A 14776-nucleotide genomic window follows, 5' to 3' on the forward strand; every position below is an offset into this window, starting at 1 on the left:
GATAAGTAACTTCACATTTTTATATGTTTTAACTTGTGTTTATCTCCGATTTTTTTTCTAATTCGGGTACCTGCTTTTGGCGTTTTAAGGAAGAAATTAACGTCCAATTGGTTTTAAATAAATTTGAATAATATTAACAACAGACGAGGTACGTAAATGTATCATCTCGATGTCTACGGTACGCTGGTGGCGGCTACGCTTGTGCTATTGCTCGGACGTAAACTTGTAAAATCAGTTCCTTTCCTCGAAAAATATACTATCCCAGAGCCTGTTGCAGGCGGATTATTGGTCGCTTTTAGTCTATTAGTGATCAAACAAGTATTTGATTGGAGCCTGTCTTTTGACTTGTCATTACAAGAACCAATGATGTTGGCATTCTTTGCCACAATTGGTTTAAACGCAAACTTAGCCAGCTTGAAAGCCGGTGGTAAGGCACTGTTTATCTTTATTTTTGTGGTTGTAGGGTTACTGCTAGTGCAAAACACTGTCGGTATCGCTTTAGCCAAATTATTGGGTCTTGATCCTCTTATGGGGCTTCTCGCTGGTTCTATCACCTTATCGGGTGGGCACGGTACGGGTGCAGCTTGGGGTAAGATTTTTACAGACAGCTACGGTTTTCAAAGTGCCACAGAAGTTGCCATGGCGTGTGCAACGTTTGGGTTGGTTCTCGGTGGTTTAATCGGCGGCCCTGTTGCACGTTTTCTGATCCGTAATATCCCAACACCGGGTACTGCGGATGATGATAAAGATGTACCAACAGCATTTGAAAAGCCACAATCAGGTCGTATGATCACATCAATGGTATTGATTGAGACCATCGCGATGATTGCGATTTGCTTAATGGCGGGTAGTTACATTGCAGCACTGCTAGCTGATACGGCGTTTGCACTGCCTAAATTTGTTTGTGTGCTGTTTGTCGGTGTTATCTTAAGTAACAGCCTATCCATAGCGGGTTTCTATCGTGTATTTGACCGTGCAGTTTCTGTTTTAGGTAACGTTAGCCTGTCATTGTTTCTTGCGATGGCACTGATGAGTTTGAAACTGTGGGAACTGGCATCACTGGCTATTCCAATGTTGATCATTTTAGCTGTTCAAGCTTGTGTTATGGCTGGTTATGCAATTTTTGTTACTTTCCGAGTGATGGGCAAAAACTATGATGCAGCAATACTGGCAGCAGGGCACTGTGGTTTCGGTCTAGGTGCAACACCCACGGCGATTGCAAACATGCAGGCAGTGACAGATAGATTTGGTCCATCACACCTTGCATTCTTGGTTGTACCAATGGTTGGCGCATTCTTTATTGATATCGTCAATGCTATTGTGATCAAACTGTATCTGATGCTGCCTGTATTCCCTTCGGTGGTTGGATAACTTATTATAAATTAGATCAATAGCAGGTATTGCCGTGAAATTATTCACGGCAATTTTCGTTTATAGGGAACGTATTTGTGACGTTAAACTGATTTGTGCAACAAGCTCATCTGATTTAATGCTGAAATCAACCCATCTGCATAATTGCATAGCGAATCAGGGTAGGCGGTATCACTGTCGGAAGGGGAAAAATCAACTTCGGATAGCTTAATTTCTACATGAGTATCGGTAAGACGCATATGGATCCCTTGTAAAACTTGTTGCAATTGCTCTGCCGCTTTTCCTCCGCCTCTATTGGCATAGCTGACCAATAAGACAGGTTTGTTGTTCCACTCTTTATACAAATGATCGATTGCATTTTTTAATGCGGCTGGATATCCCCAATTATATTGTGGGAAAACAAAAATATAAGCATCAGCCTCCGAGATCTTTTTGCTCCAAGCAATGGTATGTTCTTGGGTATATATTCCTTCTGCGGGGAGATACGGCTCATCATCCATCGGTAAATGCCAATCTTTGAGATCAATGATTTCAGTAGGGTAATTTTTCTCAGCAACATCCTTAACCCAACGTGCTATCTGAGGGCCTATTCGTGCCTGTCGGACACTACCAATTAAGATTTGGATCTTCATTTGTTCCGCTATCCTGTTTGTTATGGCCTGTCATTTCTGATAAACAGCCCTTAGGCATATATGGATTTTAAGCTTGGCTGTATTGCTCTCGTTCAGGTAACCACCGTTCAATCAGTAGTTTGGCATTTTCAGGGTAGTGCTGTTGAATGTGTCGAGCAACGCGTTGCACTTCTGGCAACATGTGTTGATCTCGCAGTAAATCAGCCACTTTAAATTCAGCATTGCCTGTCTGACGAGTGCCTAATAATTCCCCCGGCCCTCTAATTTCCAGATCCTTCTGGGCGATCACAAAACCATCGTTACTGTCGCGTAGTACCTGCAAACGTTGTTTGGCGGTATGCGTTAATGGCGTTTTATAAAGCAGTACACAGTGAGAAGCAATGGCACCTCGGCCTACTCGACCCCTTAATTGGTGTAATTGAGCGAGTCCTAAGCGTTCAGGGTTATCAATAATCATTAAACTTGCGTTAGGAACATCAACACCAACTTCGATAACAGTCGTTGCAACCAGTAGCTGAATTTCATTATTTTTAAATGCAGCCATAATGCTTTGTTTTTCAGTCGGCTTCATTCGACCGTGCACTAAACCAACTTTTAATTCAGGGAGGGCAAGGGCAAGTTCTTCACTGGTTACTTGGGCCGCTTGTGCTTCAAGTACTTCTGAATCATCAATCAGAGTACACACCCAGTAAGCTTGCCGGCCTTCATCAATACAAGCTTGCCTAACACGTTCAATAATATCGTTACGTCGTGTATCTGGAATGGCAACAGTGGTAACTGGCGTCCTACCCGGAGGTAATTCATCGATGACTGAAGTGTCCATATCCGCATAGGCCGTCATCGCCAATGTGCGTGGAATAGGGGTTGCTGTCATGATCAACTGATGTGGATGAAACCCTTGCTGCTCACCTTTTTCACGTAAGGCAAGCCGTTGATGTACGCCGAAGCGGTGCTGTTCATCAATGATCACTAACCCTAGAGCTTGGAAAACAACGTGTTCTTGGAACAGGGCATGGGTGCCAATCACCATACTGACTTCACCATTGGCAATAGCATCTTGCTGCTGCTGGCGAGCCTTACCTTTTTGTTTTCCTGCAAGCCAACCGACCTTGATGCCTAACGGTTCAAACCATAGTTTGAAATTGTTAGCGTGTTGCTCCGCTAGGATCTCTGTTGGTGCCATTAAGGCGACTTGTTTGCCGTTTTCAATTGTAGATAGCGCGGCAAGGGCTGCGACAAGGGTCTTACCTGAGCCTACATCACCTTGAATTAAACGCATCATCGGCACATCTTTAGCCAGATCTTGCTCTATTTCAGCAACAACTCGGATCTGTGCATTGGTCGGCGAAAAAGGTAATTGTGATAAAAACTGTGGTTTTAATTGCCCAGTGCTGGTCATCGGTTGGGCGTACAACCGTTGGTTACCAGCCCGAATGGCTAACATACTTAAATGATGAGCAAGCAGCTCTTCCAATATCAACCGTTTTTGGGCTGGATGTTGCCCTTTTTCTAATTCACTCAAAGCGACGTTAGCAGGTGGCGTGTGTAATAGGCGGATCGCATCAGGAAGGCTAATTAAGCCACGACTAAGTTCTTCGGGTAATAATTCTTTGATTTGCCCGCTTTCTAGCAGCACTAAAGCCTGCTCAATCAACTTTCGCAGTGTTGCTTGCCTAACCCCTTCTGTGGTCGGATAAACAGGCGTGAGGTTCTCTTGCAGCGAAATATTGCTGGTGTCTTGGGATACTTTATATTCAGGGTGAATAATTTCAGGCCCTGTATTACCTCGGCGGACCTCACCATAAGCAATAACGTGACGCCCTTCAGCAAGGCTATTTTTCATCGCAGCTGAAAAGTTGAAAAAACGCAGTGTTAAATTGCCCGTACCATCAGTAATTAAGCAAGTCATCATACGCTTACGACCAAATACCACCTTGGTTTGTAGCACTTCGCCCACAATGGTCGCTGTTGTACCTGGTAGCAGATCGCGTATTTGGTAGAGGCGAGTATGATCTTCGTAACGCAAAGGGAGATGTAGCAATAAATCTTGAACGGTATTGAGGCCAATTTTGCTTAATTTTTCGGATTGGCTGGCACCCACACCATGTAGAGTGGTCAGTGAAATTGTATCAAGCAACCCACTATTCATTGGTTCTCCTTTAACCTATACCCGCCATACGTCAAGTTGCAGCATTTCTCGAATTATTTAGAGTATAACTGCTGTTTTTTCATTTTTTCGGTTAGTTGCATTTGTACCCACCAAGACTCTTCAGCTTCGATTTGCCCTTGCTGATTAATATGAGGTCGAGGTAGGCCTTTGCGCCTAGCCACTTCTGCAAGTACAGGGTAACCACCTTCAAATAGCCATTCTTGTTGCTCTTGGGCTGATAGTAAACTTGCATCTCTATCGTACATACCGGCCAATTGACGTTGGCGCTGGGCTTCATAGAGGATCAATGCAGATGCTACAGAAACGTTGAGTGATTGCACCATTCCAACCATTGGGATGATAATATGCTGATCAGCTAGCTCGAGTGCTTTGGTCGATATCCCTTTTTTCTCTTGCCCCATCATAATACAGGTTGGGCGTGTATAATCAATTTCACGAAAATCAACAGCCTGTTCTGATAGATTGGTGACCAGAACCTGCATACCTTGTGATTTTATTTGTGAAATTGCCGCTTCTGTCGACAGGTGTGGGATCACTTTTACCCAACTATTGCTGCCAGCGGCGGAAGATACAGAGAGCTTAACCTGTTGATCGGGCCAAATAGCATGAATTTGATGGATACCAACGGCATCTGCGCTGCGGACGATAGCAGAAACGTTATGGGGTTTATGGATTTCTTCAAGGCAGATGGTGAGATCTGGCTGCCGCATCGCCATCATTTGGCAAATGCGGCGATAGCGGCGTTCATTCATAGTTAATTACGGGTATCTTTAATTACGGTTTCGGCTAACACGTAACACGTCAGGCATGATGCGGATTTTACGCATTACGTTTGCCAATTGAACACGGTTTTTCGTTGTTAAACGGATAAAGGCACAGTAAACACGACCATCTTTCTCTTCAGTATTCATGCTTTGAATGCTGGAGTTAGCATCATTGATGGCTGCGGTTAAGTTTGCCAGAGCGCCTTGATGGTTGATCATATCGACTTTGATTTCAGCAATAAAATCAGTATCGGTGTCTGTATCCCATTCTACCGCCATAAACTTATCAGGTTCTTTTTGATAGCCTCGAATATTACGGCAAGATTCATGGTGGATCACTAAGCCTTTACCTGGGCTGATATGAGCGATAATAGGGTCACCAGGGATAGGGCGGCAGCACTTGGCAAAAGTGATCAGAACGCCGTCAGCTCCTTTGATTGACAACTTATTACGAGCAGTAACTGCTGGCTCATCTTCTGGTGTCACTTGTGGGTTGCTTTGTAAGTTACGAGCAACGACGACACTCATTGCATTACCTAAACCGATTTCTGCGAGTAGGTCATCAATTGAATTCAGTTTCATGCGTGCTAACTCAAGGTCAATATTCGCTTGAGGCACATCACTTAGCTTATTACCTGCACCAAGTGCATGATTTAATAAACGGCGACCTAAGTTGATAGAGTCTTCACGTTTAAGATTTTTTAACAGCTGGCGGATTTTCGCGCGCGCTTTTGAGCTGACCACAAAGTTCAGCCAAGCAGCGTTTGGCCTTGCGCCAGGCGCTGTAATAATTTCAACAGTCTGGCCACTGGTTAGCGATTGAGAGAGTGGGTAAGGTTGGCGATCAACCCGAGCTCCGACACAAGCGTGACCAATATCAGTATGAACTGCATAGGCAAAGTCTACAGGTGTCGCGCCTGTTGGTAGCTCAACGATCCGGCCTTCAGGTGTGAATACATAAATTTCATCAGGGAACAGATCAGATTTAACACTTTCGATAAATTCGAAAGAGCTACCGGCACTTTGCTGTAATTCAAGTAAACTCTGCATCCAGCGTTGCGCTCGAACTTGCGCAGTTGTGCCTTGTTCACCCTGTTCTTTGTACGCCCAGTGTGCAGCAACCCCCATTTCGGCCATCTGATCCATATCTTCAGTGCGGATTTGCACCTCGACAGGAACACCATGAGGGCCAATTAATGAGGTATGTAATGATTGATAGCCGTTAGCTTTAGGGATAGCAATATAATCTTTGATACGGCCAGGACGAGGTTTGTACAGATTATGCATCTGCCCTAACACTCGATAGCAAGTATCAACATCTTTGACGATCACCCTGAAGGCATAAATATCCATAATAGAATGGAAACGCTGCTCTTTAAGGTGCATTTTGCGATAAATGGAATAAAGGTGTTTTTCGCGACCACTGACTCGACATGGCACGCCAGCCTCAGTCAAGCGTCCGTCTATTTCAGAGAGAATTTTTTGGATCATCTCTTTACGGTTGCCACGAGCAGCCTTAACCACTTCTTTGATAACACGATAGCGGTTTGGATATAACGCTTCAAAACCAAGCTCTTCAAGCTCTGTTTTGATGTGATGGATACCTAACCGATGTGCCAGAGGGCTATAAATTTCTAACGTTTCTCTCGCAATACGTCGACGCTTATCTGGCCGTAATGAGCCAAGCGTCCGCATATTATGAGTGCGGTCTGCCAGTTTTATCAAAATGACGCGGATGTCTTTCACCATCGCCATGATCATTTTGCGGAAGTTTTCTGCTTGAGCTTCTTTCTTGTCGCGGAAGTTGAGTTTATCTAATTTAGATACGCCCTCAACAAGGCCAGCAACAGTCGTGCCAAATAGCTCTTCTATGTCCTGAAATGTCGCTGGAGTATCTTCAATCACATCATGAAGTAGCGCCGCCATAAGTGTTTCATGATCCAAACGCATTTGAGCAAGAATACAAGCTACAGCAACTGGGTGAGTAATATAGGGCTCACCACTCGAACGGGTTTGCCCTTCATGGGCATCCCGTGCAACAACATAGGCTTTTTTCAGTAATTCAATCTGTTCCTTCGGAAGATACTTCTGAATTACTTGATTTAGGCTCTCAAACAGATACAAGGCAGACCCACCTTAGTAATTAGCGACGACCTTCAGCGATAGCAGAAACTGCTTGCATTTCAGCCGCTTCTTGCTCTTGCTGTTCTTGACGCTCACGTACATCCAGTATGTGACCGTTGATTAAACCTTCTTCTATTTCGCGCAGCGCGATAACAGTGAATTTATCGTTTTCTTCAGGAACTAAAGGATCTTTACCACCTGCTTGTAACTGACGAGCTCTGCGAGCCGCGACCAGTACGAGGTCAAAGCGGTTACCAATTTTTTCTACTGCGTCTTGAACAGTTACGCGTGCCATAAGTGTGCTACTCCAAAAGAAATAAAAAAATGACCTGATATGATACTGAAACTATTCTCAGTCTGCCAGTAATTTGCTGATTAAAGCATCATGCCGTTGAACTTGACGACCTAACCTTAGGCGCTCAGTACGGATGATGGATTGCAAATCACTTAATGCGGTGTTGAAATCGTCATTCACAATAAGATAGTCATACTCATTATAATGTTCGATTTCACCAACTGCTTGTGACATACGCTTTTCAATAACTTCATCACTATCTTGGCCACGACCGCGCAAACGTCGGTAAAGCTCATCTTTTGATGGTGGTAGTATAAAAATACTACGTGCTTCAGGCATCGCTGCACGGATTTGCTGTGCGCCTTGCCAGTCAATATCTAAAAAAACATCGACGCCGCTTTTAAGTACTTCTTCAATAATTGGTCGTGAAGTTCCATAGTAATTACCGAAAACGCAGGCATGTTCTAAGAACTCATTTCTCTCGACCATGGCTAAAAAGTCAGTTTCAGACACAAAGAAATAATGCTCACCATGCACTTCACCAGGACGCGCAGCCCTTGTTGTATGAGAAACAGAAACTTGGGTGTCATACAACGGTTGTGTTTTCAACAGCGCCTGAATGAGACTAGATTTACCTGCACCGCTTGGCGCAGAAACAATATATAAAGTGCCTTGTATCATGATGATTTCTTGAATGCTCGAGAGTTAAATATAAATGAAGGTGATAAACCTTGCATAGTATACACGGACTGACACCAATATGCAGCGTTCTCGGTTGTTATCATTCAAGTGCCATTCACTTGCTATTCATTAATTCATACCATGAGTAAATATACTTGGATGAAACTCTAGCATTTAATGGCGTACTGATTATTACTTTGTTGTCCTTGAATTATCTAGAGTATATAGCGCAATTAATTTAATAAATAGATGATTTGCGAAGCTGTTCCAGAAAATATTTTGTATTTTTCACAAAATACATTCCTTTTGCGAAGCGTTTTGCAGAAAAGATGAAAAATGCCTGCAAGTTTTGATAGATCGCATCACGATACCTACATATTGCGATGGTTAAAACAAGATGGGAGGTTGTTACGTGAAAAGGATTTTTATTCTAAAAAAACAGTTTCTATTCATATTTTGGTTCAGCATTTTTTATTGTAATTATTCGTTTGCTAATAGTTGCTCAATGCTGAACCAAACCGCAATAGAGACGGAAAGCCAAAGGTTAGGGTTGCAATTACAGTATTGGGAGCGGCTATATCGCCTATCGGGTAGTAGCCCTATCAATGATGAAACTTACGATCATCTTTTTAATAGATGGCAAGATTGGCAAACATGCCAAAACCTTCCAATTCAGCTGCCATCATTAAACTTAACGACAGAAGAACGAGTCACTAAACACCCTGTTATACACACCGGCCTGAAAAAACTTAGTGAAACTGAAATTGCACATTGGTTGAATTCCAGAACGGATGTATGGCTGCAACCTAAATTGGATGGTGTTGCAGTTTCATTGGTTTATCAGCAAGGGAAGTTAGTTTCAATGATCAGTCGAGGTAATGGCATTGAGGGGCAGCAATGGGTTGATAAAGCAGAGTTTATTCCTTCACTACCGAAAGAACTATCGACATCACAGCCTATGTTGATATTGCAAGGAGAGCTATTTTGGCAATTAGACAATCACATTCAGCAATTAAAAGGCGGTGTTAATGCACGTAATCAAGTGGCAGGTTGGCTGATGCGTAAAAGTATGCCTGAAATAGCTGAAAATAATATTGGTGTATTTATTTGGGCATGGCCGAACGGGCCAATAGATGCGAAACAACAATGGGAGCAACTAGCTCATTTAGGGTTTATGTTGAGCCAACAATATAGTCATAAAGTAGAAAACATGGCTCAAGTGAGAAAGTGGCAGCAACACTACTACCAGCAGCCAATGGCTTTTGCGACAGATGGTATTGTATTGAAGTCTTTTCCCACACCGCAAATGGCGGCATGGCAAGCCAATAGTAATAGTTGGGCTGTTGCTTGGAAACACCCACATAAAAGTATGGTATCTACAGTTATTGAGCTTAGTTTCCATGTGGGGAGAACTGGAAGGGTGAGTGTTGTTGCTGAAATTGAGCCAATTGAATTAGACAGTAAAATAGTGCATCGGGTGAGCTTAGGGCCATTAAGTTCTTGGCAAAAAAAGGATGTGCTGGCAGGTGATACAATACAAGTTGGGCTAGCAGGACATGGGATCCCTAAACTTGAATCTGTTATTTGGCGGCCTCAACAGCGCAGCGCACCGGATATCACTTTGTTTAGCCAATTTCATTCTTTAAGCTGTTTCACTGCGGCGCATCATTATTGCCATCAACAATTTATTGCTCGATTAAATTGGTTAGGTAAGCAACTTAAAATAAAAGGGATCAGTGAGGCGACATGGCGTGAGTGGGTTGAAAATTATCAGCTGACAGACTTAACAAAATGGCTATTAGTAAGTTGGCAAGATAATCTACCGAGCTCAAAGAAAACATTAAAATTGATAGAGCAGTTTAGATATGTTTATCAGCAACCACTAAAAAATTGGTTAAAAGGCTTAGGATGTCCACTCAATGATAAGCAGTTATCTGCTTTTTCAGAGTTAAATCAACTGAAGGATCCTGTATTTATAAATAGGTTAGGGCTAAGTGTAACTCAAAAAAAGAAGCTAGATCAGTGGCTGTTAGCCCCAGAGATACAAAAGGCATTACAGGTTATTGGCTCTCTAAAAAGAAAGCCACCTATACCTATATAGGAATAGGTGGCTTGCAAGGTAGTTAATCTTGGCTTTCGTAGTTAAAAATAGGTAGCCCTAAACGGTAGCGTATCGCAAGAAGTCGAGCACTTAACCCCGCAACGAGTGTAATGATCACAACGATATCTTGAGGTAATGGCGTGTATAAAAGCCCTATGTATAACCATGCCGCGGCGAAAGAGACGCCTGCATACACTTCTTTTTGGAAAACAAGTGGGATGGTATTACAGAGCATATCGCGTAAGACACCGCCGAATACACCAGTGATTACAGCCGCAATCGCTGCAATAACTGGGCTATAATTCATATCAAGGGCAATTTGCGCACCAAGAATTGAAAATACAATTAAGCCGATAGCATCTAAAATAAGAAATAGACGGCGTAAATGCTTCATCATAGGCGCTATCCAGATAGTTACAATAGCAGCACCAGCAACGGTAAGGATATATTCAGGGTTTTTTATCCAGCCTAATGGGTAATGGCCAAGCAAAACATCGCGAACAGAACCACCACCAATGGCTGTTGCTGATGCGATGATAATGACACCGAATACGTCCATTTTACGGCGGCCAGCTGCGAGAGCGCCAGTCATGGCTTCCGCGGTAATACCTATTATATAGAGAACACTTAATAACATAATGATTCTATTCGACACTAAAGTGATTGCTAAAGGGTAATATTACTTGTAGAAATTCTCGACTGAGATTTTCTAGTACCTTGCAAAATGGATTAGTTAAAGTAATCCGATAGTCATATTAAAAAAGATGTCAAAGGATAACCGATTGAGTACTCAATGTCCCTATAAAGAAATACAAATCACTCATGATAAACGTAGTCATCAGCTTACTAATATTAATGTTTGGACGCCAGATAGCCAATGGTTAGCTTATGATGTTCGCCCTAGTGGTAGCTCATTTACTGGCCTAACAATAGAAAAAGTTCATGTGAATAGTGGCAAACAGCATGAAATTTATCGGGCAAGCCATGGTGCACATGTTGGTGTTGTGACGGTAAGTGCTGAAAACCCACCTCGTTATGCCTTTATTCATGGCCCCGAATTTCCTGATGAGCAATGGCACTATGACTTTCATCATCGAAGGGGGGTTTATGTTAGCGATGATGATTTAGGTAAAGCGCATTCGATTGATGCGATGTGTATTACCTCGCCTTATCTTGCTGGAGCACTACGAGGTGGAACACATGTCCATGTTTTTAGCCCTGATGGTCAATGGTTAAGTTTTACATATAATGACCATGTGATGCATGAAAAAGATGCTAAGTTGGATCAACGTAACGTGGCGATAGCGGCTCCAGTGAAAGCGGTTAATGTTGAGCCCAAAAGGCATATACGTGAGCACAGTGGTGAGTATTTTTGTTGTGTGATCACTCACACTGAGCTTGAGCCTTGCAAGGGGAGTGATGAGATCAGCCGTGCTTATGAAGAAGGGTGGATAGGGAAAAAAGGTTATTTATCTAACGATGGAAGTTGGAAAAACAGAGCTATTGCTTTTATTGGGGATACTCACTCGTTAGATGGAGAAGTCGTTCCTGAAATATTCATTGTTGATCTCCCTGATGATGAAAAAGACCTAATGCAGCCAGGCGAGTATCCATTACAGGGAACAACATCACAGATGCCTTATCCACCAAAAGGTGTGCAGCAGAAACGACTGACCTTTACGCATAACCGTCGTTATCCGGGGTTAGCAAAGCAACCTAGGCACTGGTTACGTTCTTCTCCTGATGGGCGTTTTATTGCCTGTTTGATGAAAGATAATGCAGGTATCGTACAACTATGGTTGGTGGCAACTTCAACAGGGGAGCTCACGCAAATTACTTATAGCAATATGCCGATTCAGTCCGCTTTTAGTTGGAGTAGTCAAGGAACGCACATAAGTTTTATCTGTGATAACAGTGTGATGTGTTGTGATATTTCTTCAGGTGAACTGTGTAGACTAACGGTACGTAGTGGACTTGCCCCTATTGCAGATGCAGTTGTTTTTTCCCCAGATGATCGTTTAATTGCTTATATGAGAGATGATAGTAATGGGTTTAGGCAAATTTATACTGTTGAATCGGGGTTATCATGCTGATTAATTGTATTTAAGTAGAGTAAATGTAGCCAATATAAGTATGATGAGTGTAAAAAGAATTATTTATCATTTAATTATTGTTCAGTGGTATTAATTCGATAATTTATTTTAGTACTCGAATAAAAATAATAAACTCGAAATTGGCTACTCTTAATTTGAATAAATTAGTTTAAGCTACTGTCAGCGTTAATTTGATCATTGTTCAATTTTGCATTGGCTTGCTTATCCAGTGCCTCTATTCGTTTCTTTGGAGAGTCTTCTTCTGGGTTATCGTCAGCTTTAGCATAATCAAGCGGTATTAGTAGCGTATCCATGACAGCAGTGAAGGGTAAATCAATGGCTAGCAAGGGGCGCATTACCCAGCCAGTATTTTCATCCTTAATCATTTCAAGGCTATTCTTCGAGCCTGGATAGTAGCCATCACTCGGCCCGGCATGGCTCATAATACTGGAGCAGCCTGTAAGGAGTAGCGGAGTGAAACACATCAATATTCTTGTTAGCAATAAAGCAGTCATAATCCATTTAACCTATGTCATCGTCTATCATTGTTCCATGAAGCAATAATAGCTCAAAATGCAAAATTCACAATCACAGCATAATATGAATCATTACTTTTGTATTATAAATATCGATATATTTTTAAACTAAATATTTTTATTTGTAAAAGACGTTAATCAATATCAGTGAATGTTTAATTTGTATGTAAATAGTCGATTTATACTCATATATTATGTTTTAATTCGCCTTGAATTGTGGGCTAATGCACATATTACTTTGTTTTTATTTGGCACAATCGATTCAGTTGGATGTTTTTTCAACCTTAACGTAATACTTTGTTAGTGACTTTTCGTCAAAAGGATAGCGGTCTATGAGTGAATTAGCTCTTACTGTGAGTTTGTTGGCGTTAGCTGCTGCACTGGGCTTATGGATTGGCAATTGGAAAATCCGCAATGTTGGCCTTGGTATTGGTGGGGTGCTATTTGGTGGAATTATCGTTGGCCATTTTGCACAAAGCTACGGTTTACAACTGAATGGCCACATGCTGCACTTCATTCAAGAATTTGGTCTGATCCTGTTTGTTTATACCATTGGTATCCAAGTTGGGCCCGGTTTTTTCTCATCATTACGTGTGTCAGGTTTGAAACTGAATGGTTTTGCCCTATTGGTTGTTGTGCTAGGAGCAATTGTCACCGCAATTATTTATAAATCAGCCAATATTCCATTGCCAATTATTTTAGGGATCTTCTCTGGAGCGGTGACTAACACCCCTTCGTTGGGAGCCGGTCAACAAATATTGACTGATTTAGGCTCAGATCCTGCGTTAGTTGGGCAAATGGGGATGGGTTATGCAATGGCCTATCCGATGGGGATCTGCGGTATTTTATTAGTGATGTGGCTGATCCGTATCATTTTTAGAATCGCAGTTGATAAAGAAGCCTCCGCATTTAGTAGCCAAAATATTCATCAACGAGAAACATTGCAAACCATGAATATTGCGGTACGTAATACTAACCTTGATGGCCTTATGATGCAGGACATACCTTTATTAGGCAGTGATGAGATTGTTTGTTCAAGGCTGAAAAGAGGCGAAATGTTAATGGTTCCCCAACCGACGACTGAAATCCAATTAGGGGACTTGCTTCATGTTGTTGGGCAAAAAGAAGATCTCAATAAAGTTCGTCTGATATTGGGTGAAGAAGTTGATGCATCATTATCAACATCCGGTTCAATACTGCATTCAGTCAGGGTGGTTGTGACCAATGATTCTGTATTAAGTAAACGCTTACGTGATCTTAATTTGAAGCAGAAATATGATGTTGTGGTGACTCGCCTTAACCGAGCTGGTATTGAACTTGTTGCTAATAATAATTCGATCCTGCAATTTGGGGACATTCTCAATATTGTTGGACGGCCTGAGTCGATAGAAGCGGTTAGCGCATTACTGGGCAATGCGAAGCAAAAACTACAGCAAGTACAGATGCTACCTGTTTTTATTGGTATCGGTCTTGGGGTTGTTTTAGGTTCAATACCTGTTTTCATACCGGGTTTCCCCGCGGCCTTAAAACTTGGTTTAGCGGGTGGGCCTTTAGTTATTGCATTGATTTTAGGGCGCATTGGTACGATAGGGCGACTGTATTGGTTTATGCCGCCGAGTGCTAACCTCGCTTTAAGGGAACTTGGGATTGTCATGTTCCTTGCTGTTGTTGGCTTAAACTCAGGTGGTGGTTTTATTGACACCTTAATTAAAGGCGATGGTCTAACTTGGATTGGTTATGGTTTATTGATCACATTCGTACCGCTTTTTATCACAGGCCTCGTTGCACGAATTTTTGGCAAAATGAACTATCTCAGTTTATGTGGGGTATTGGCAGGTTCAATGACCGATCCACCTGCATTGGCATTTGCTAACAATATTCATCCAACGAGCGGCGCACCAGCACTTTCATATGCAACAGTTTATCCTTTAGCAATGTTTTTACGCATTATTTCACCACAATTATTGGCTATTTTGTTTTGGACACTTTGACAGGCAAGCAACTGAAAA

At 42.2% G+C, this 14776-nt stretch carries 12 protein-coding genes; 4 read left to right on the forward strand and 8 right to left on the reverse strand.

Translation table 11 applies throughout. The features are described from left to right. The first annotated feature begins 156 nt into the window (after positions 1-156). Positions 157-1371, forward strand: coding sequence for a sodium/glutamate symporter (gene gltS / locus AC3Z9T_RS18530; RefSeq protein WP_490127570.1), 1215 nt, complete (start codon positions 157-159; stop codon positions 1369-1371). 83 nt (positions 1372-1454) lie between these two features. On the opposite strand, the gene AC3Z9T_RS18535 is transcribed toward gltS, so the two are convergent. The 6 genes from AC3Z9T_RS18535 to gmk form a co-directional block, all read right to left on the reverse strand. Beyond that, positions 1455-2003 (reverse strand): NADPH-dependent FMN reductase, encoded by a 549-nt coding sequence (locus AC3Z9T_RS18535; RefSeq protein ID WP_490127571.1) that lies wholly within the window; start codon positions 2001-2003, stop codon positions 1455-1457. 67 nt (positions 2004-2070) lie between these two features. Then, a complete protein-coding gene (recG, locus tag AC3Z9T_RS18540) occupies positions 2071-4152 on the reverse strand; it encodes an ATP-dependent DNA helicase RecG (RefSeq protein ID WP_490127572.1) in 2082 nt (693 codons plus the stop codon). Positions 4153-4205: 53 nt separating this feature from the next. Further along, on the reverse strand, positions 4206-4925 hold the full coding sequence (gene trmH / locus AC3Z9T_RS18545) for a tRNA (guanosine(18)-2'-O)-methyltransferase TrmH (RefSeq protein ID WP_490127573.1): 720 nt from the start codon (positions 4923-4925) through the stop codon (positions 4206-4208). Positions 4926-4943: 18 nt separating this feature from the next. Beyond that, a complete protein-coding gene (gene spoT, locus AC3Z9T_RS18550) occupies positions 4944-7061 on the reverse strand; it encodes a bifunctional GTP diphosphokinase/guanosine-3',5'-bis pyrophosphate 3'-pyrophosphohydrolase (RefSeq protein WP_490127574.1) in 2118 nt (705 codons plus the stop codon). A gap of 19 nt (positions 7062-7080) precedes the next feature. Further along, a complete protein-coding gene (rpoZ, locus tag AC3Z9T_RS18555; RefSeq protein ID WP_070929422.1) occupies positions 7081-7356 on the reverse strand; it encodes a DNA-directed RNA polymerase subunit omega in 276 nt (91 codons plus the stop codon). Positions 7357-7413: 57 nt separating this feature from the next. Further along, on the reverse strand, positions 7414-8037 hold the full coding sequence (gmk, locus tag AC3Z9T_RS18560) for a guanylate kinase (protein WP_490127575.1): 624 nt from the start codon (positions 8035-8037) through the stop codon (positions 7414-7416). Between the two features lie 397 nt (positions 8038-8434). Here gmk and ligB point away from each other — a divergent pair, with 397 nt between their 5' ends. Next, a complete protein-coding gene (ligB, locus tag AC3Z9T_RS18565; RefSeq protein WP_490127576.1) occupies positions 8435-10138 on the forward strand; it encodes an NAD-dependent DNA ligase LigB in 1704 nt (567 codons plus the stop codon). 22 nt (positions 10139-10160) lie between these two features. Here ligB and AC3Z9T_RS18570 read toward each other — a convergent pair whose 3' ends face one another. Next, complete coding sequence (locus tag AC3Z9T_RS18570; protein ID WP_070929419.1) at positions 10161-10775, reverse strand: trimeric intracellular cation channel family protein; 615 nt, start codon at positions 10773-10775, stop codon at positions 10161-10163. A gap of 127 nt (positions 10776-10902) precedes the next feature. Here AC3Z9T_RS18570 and AC3Z9T_RS18575 point away from each other — a divergent pair, with 127 nt between their 5' ends. Beyond that, positions 10903-12231: a YidR family protein gene (locus AC3Z9T_RS18575; RefSeq protein ID WP_490127577.1), complete on the forward strand. Its 1329-nt coding sequence runs from the start codon at positions 10903-10905 to the stop codon at positions 12229-12231. 164 nt (positions 12232-12395) lie between these two features. On the opposite strand, the gene AC3Z9T_RS18580 is transcribed toward AC3Z9T_RS18575, so the two are convergent. After that, positions 12396-12746: a YceK/YidQ family lipoprotein gene (locus AC3Z9T_RS18580; protein WP_490127578.1), complete on the reverse strand. Its 351-nt coding sequence runs from the start codon at positions 12744-12746 to the stop codon at positions 12396-12398. 353 nt (positions 12747-13099) lie between these two features. Here AC3Z9T_RS18580 and AC3Z9T_RS18585 point away from each other — a divergent pair, with 353 nt between their 5' ends. Next, the gene (locus AC3Z9T_RS18585) at positions 13100-14758 is read left to right on the forward strand and encodes a putative transporter (protein ID WP_490127579.1); all 1659 of its coding nucleotides are present in this window, start codon (positions 13100-13102) and stop codon (positions 14756-14758) included. The last annotated feature ends 18 nt before the right edge of the window (positions 14759-14776 follow it).

This window comes from Providencia sp. 6390 (assembly GCF_058148425.1).

What these genes read in the sequence shown, in the direction of transcription:
- AC3Z9T_RS18535 (WP_490127571.1), bottom strand. Translation starts at nt 2,003, where the DNA reads ATGAAGATCCAAATCTTAATTGGTAGTGTCCGACAGGCACGAATAGGC.
- ligB (WP_490127576.1), top strand. Translation starts at nt 8,435, where the DNA reads ATGGGAGGTTGTTACGTGAAAAGGATTTTTATTCTAAAAAAACAGTTT.
- gltS (WP_490127570.1), top strand. Translation starts at nt 157, where the DNA reads ATGTATCATCTCGATGTCTACGGTACGCTGGTGGCGGCTACGCTTGTG.
- rpoZ (WP_070929422.1), bottom strand. Translation starts at nt 7,356, where the DNA reads ATGGCACGCGTAACTGTTCAAGACGCAGTAGAAAAAATTGGTAACCGC.
- trmH (WP_490127573.1), bottom strand. Translation starts at nt 4,925, where the DNA reads ATGAATGAACGCCGCTATCGCCGCATTTGCCAAATGATGGCGATGCGG.
- AC3Z9T_RS18575 (WP_490127577.1), top strand. Translation starts at nt 10,903, where the DNA reads ATGTCAAAGGATAACCGATTGAGTACTCAATGTCCCTATAAAGAAATA.
- gmk (WP_490127575.1), bottom strand. Translation starts at nt 8,037, where the DNA reads ATGATACAAGGCACTTTATATATTGTTTCTGCGCCAAGCGGTGCAGGT.
- AC3Z9T_RS18580 (WP_490127578.1), bottom strand. Translation starts at nt 12,746, where the DNA reads ATGACTGCTTTATTGCTAACAAGAATATTGATGTGTTTCACTCCGCTA.
- recG (WP_490127572.1), bottom strand. Translation starts at nt 4,152, where the DNA reads ATGAATAGTGGGTTGCTTGATACAATTTCACTGACCACTCTACATGGT.
- AC3Z9T_RS18585 (WP_490127579.1), top strand. Translation starts at nt 13,100, where the DNA reads ATGAGTGAATTAGCTCTTACTGTGAGTTTGTTGGCGTTAGCTGCTGCA.
- AC3Z9T_RS18570 (WP_070929419.1), bottom strand. Translation starts at nt 10,775, where the DNA reads ATGTTATTAAGTGTTCTCTATATAATAGGTATTACCGCGGAAGCCATG.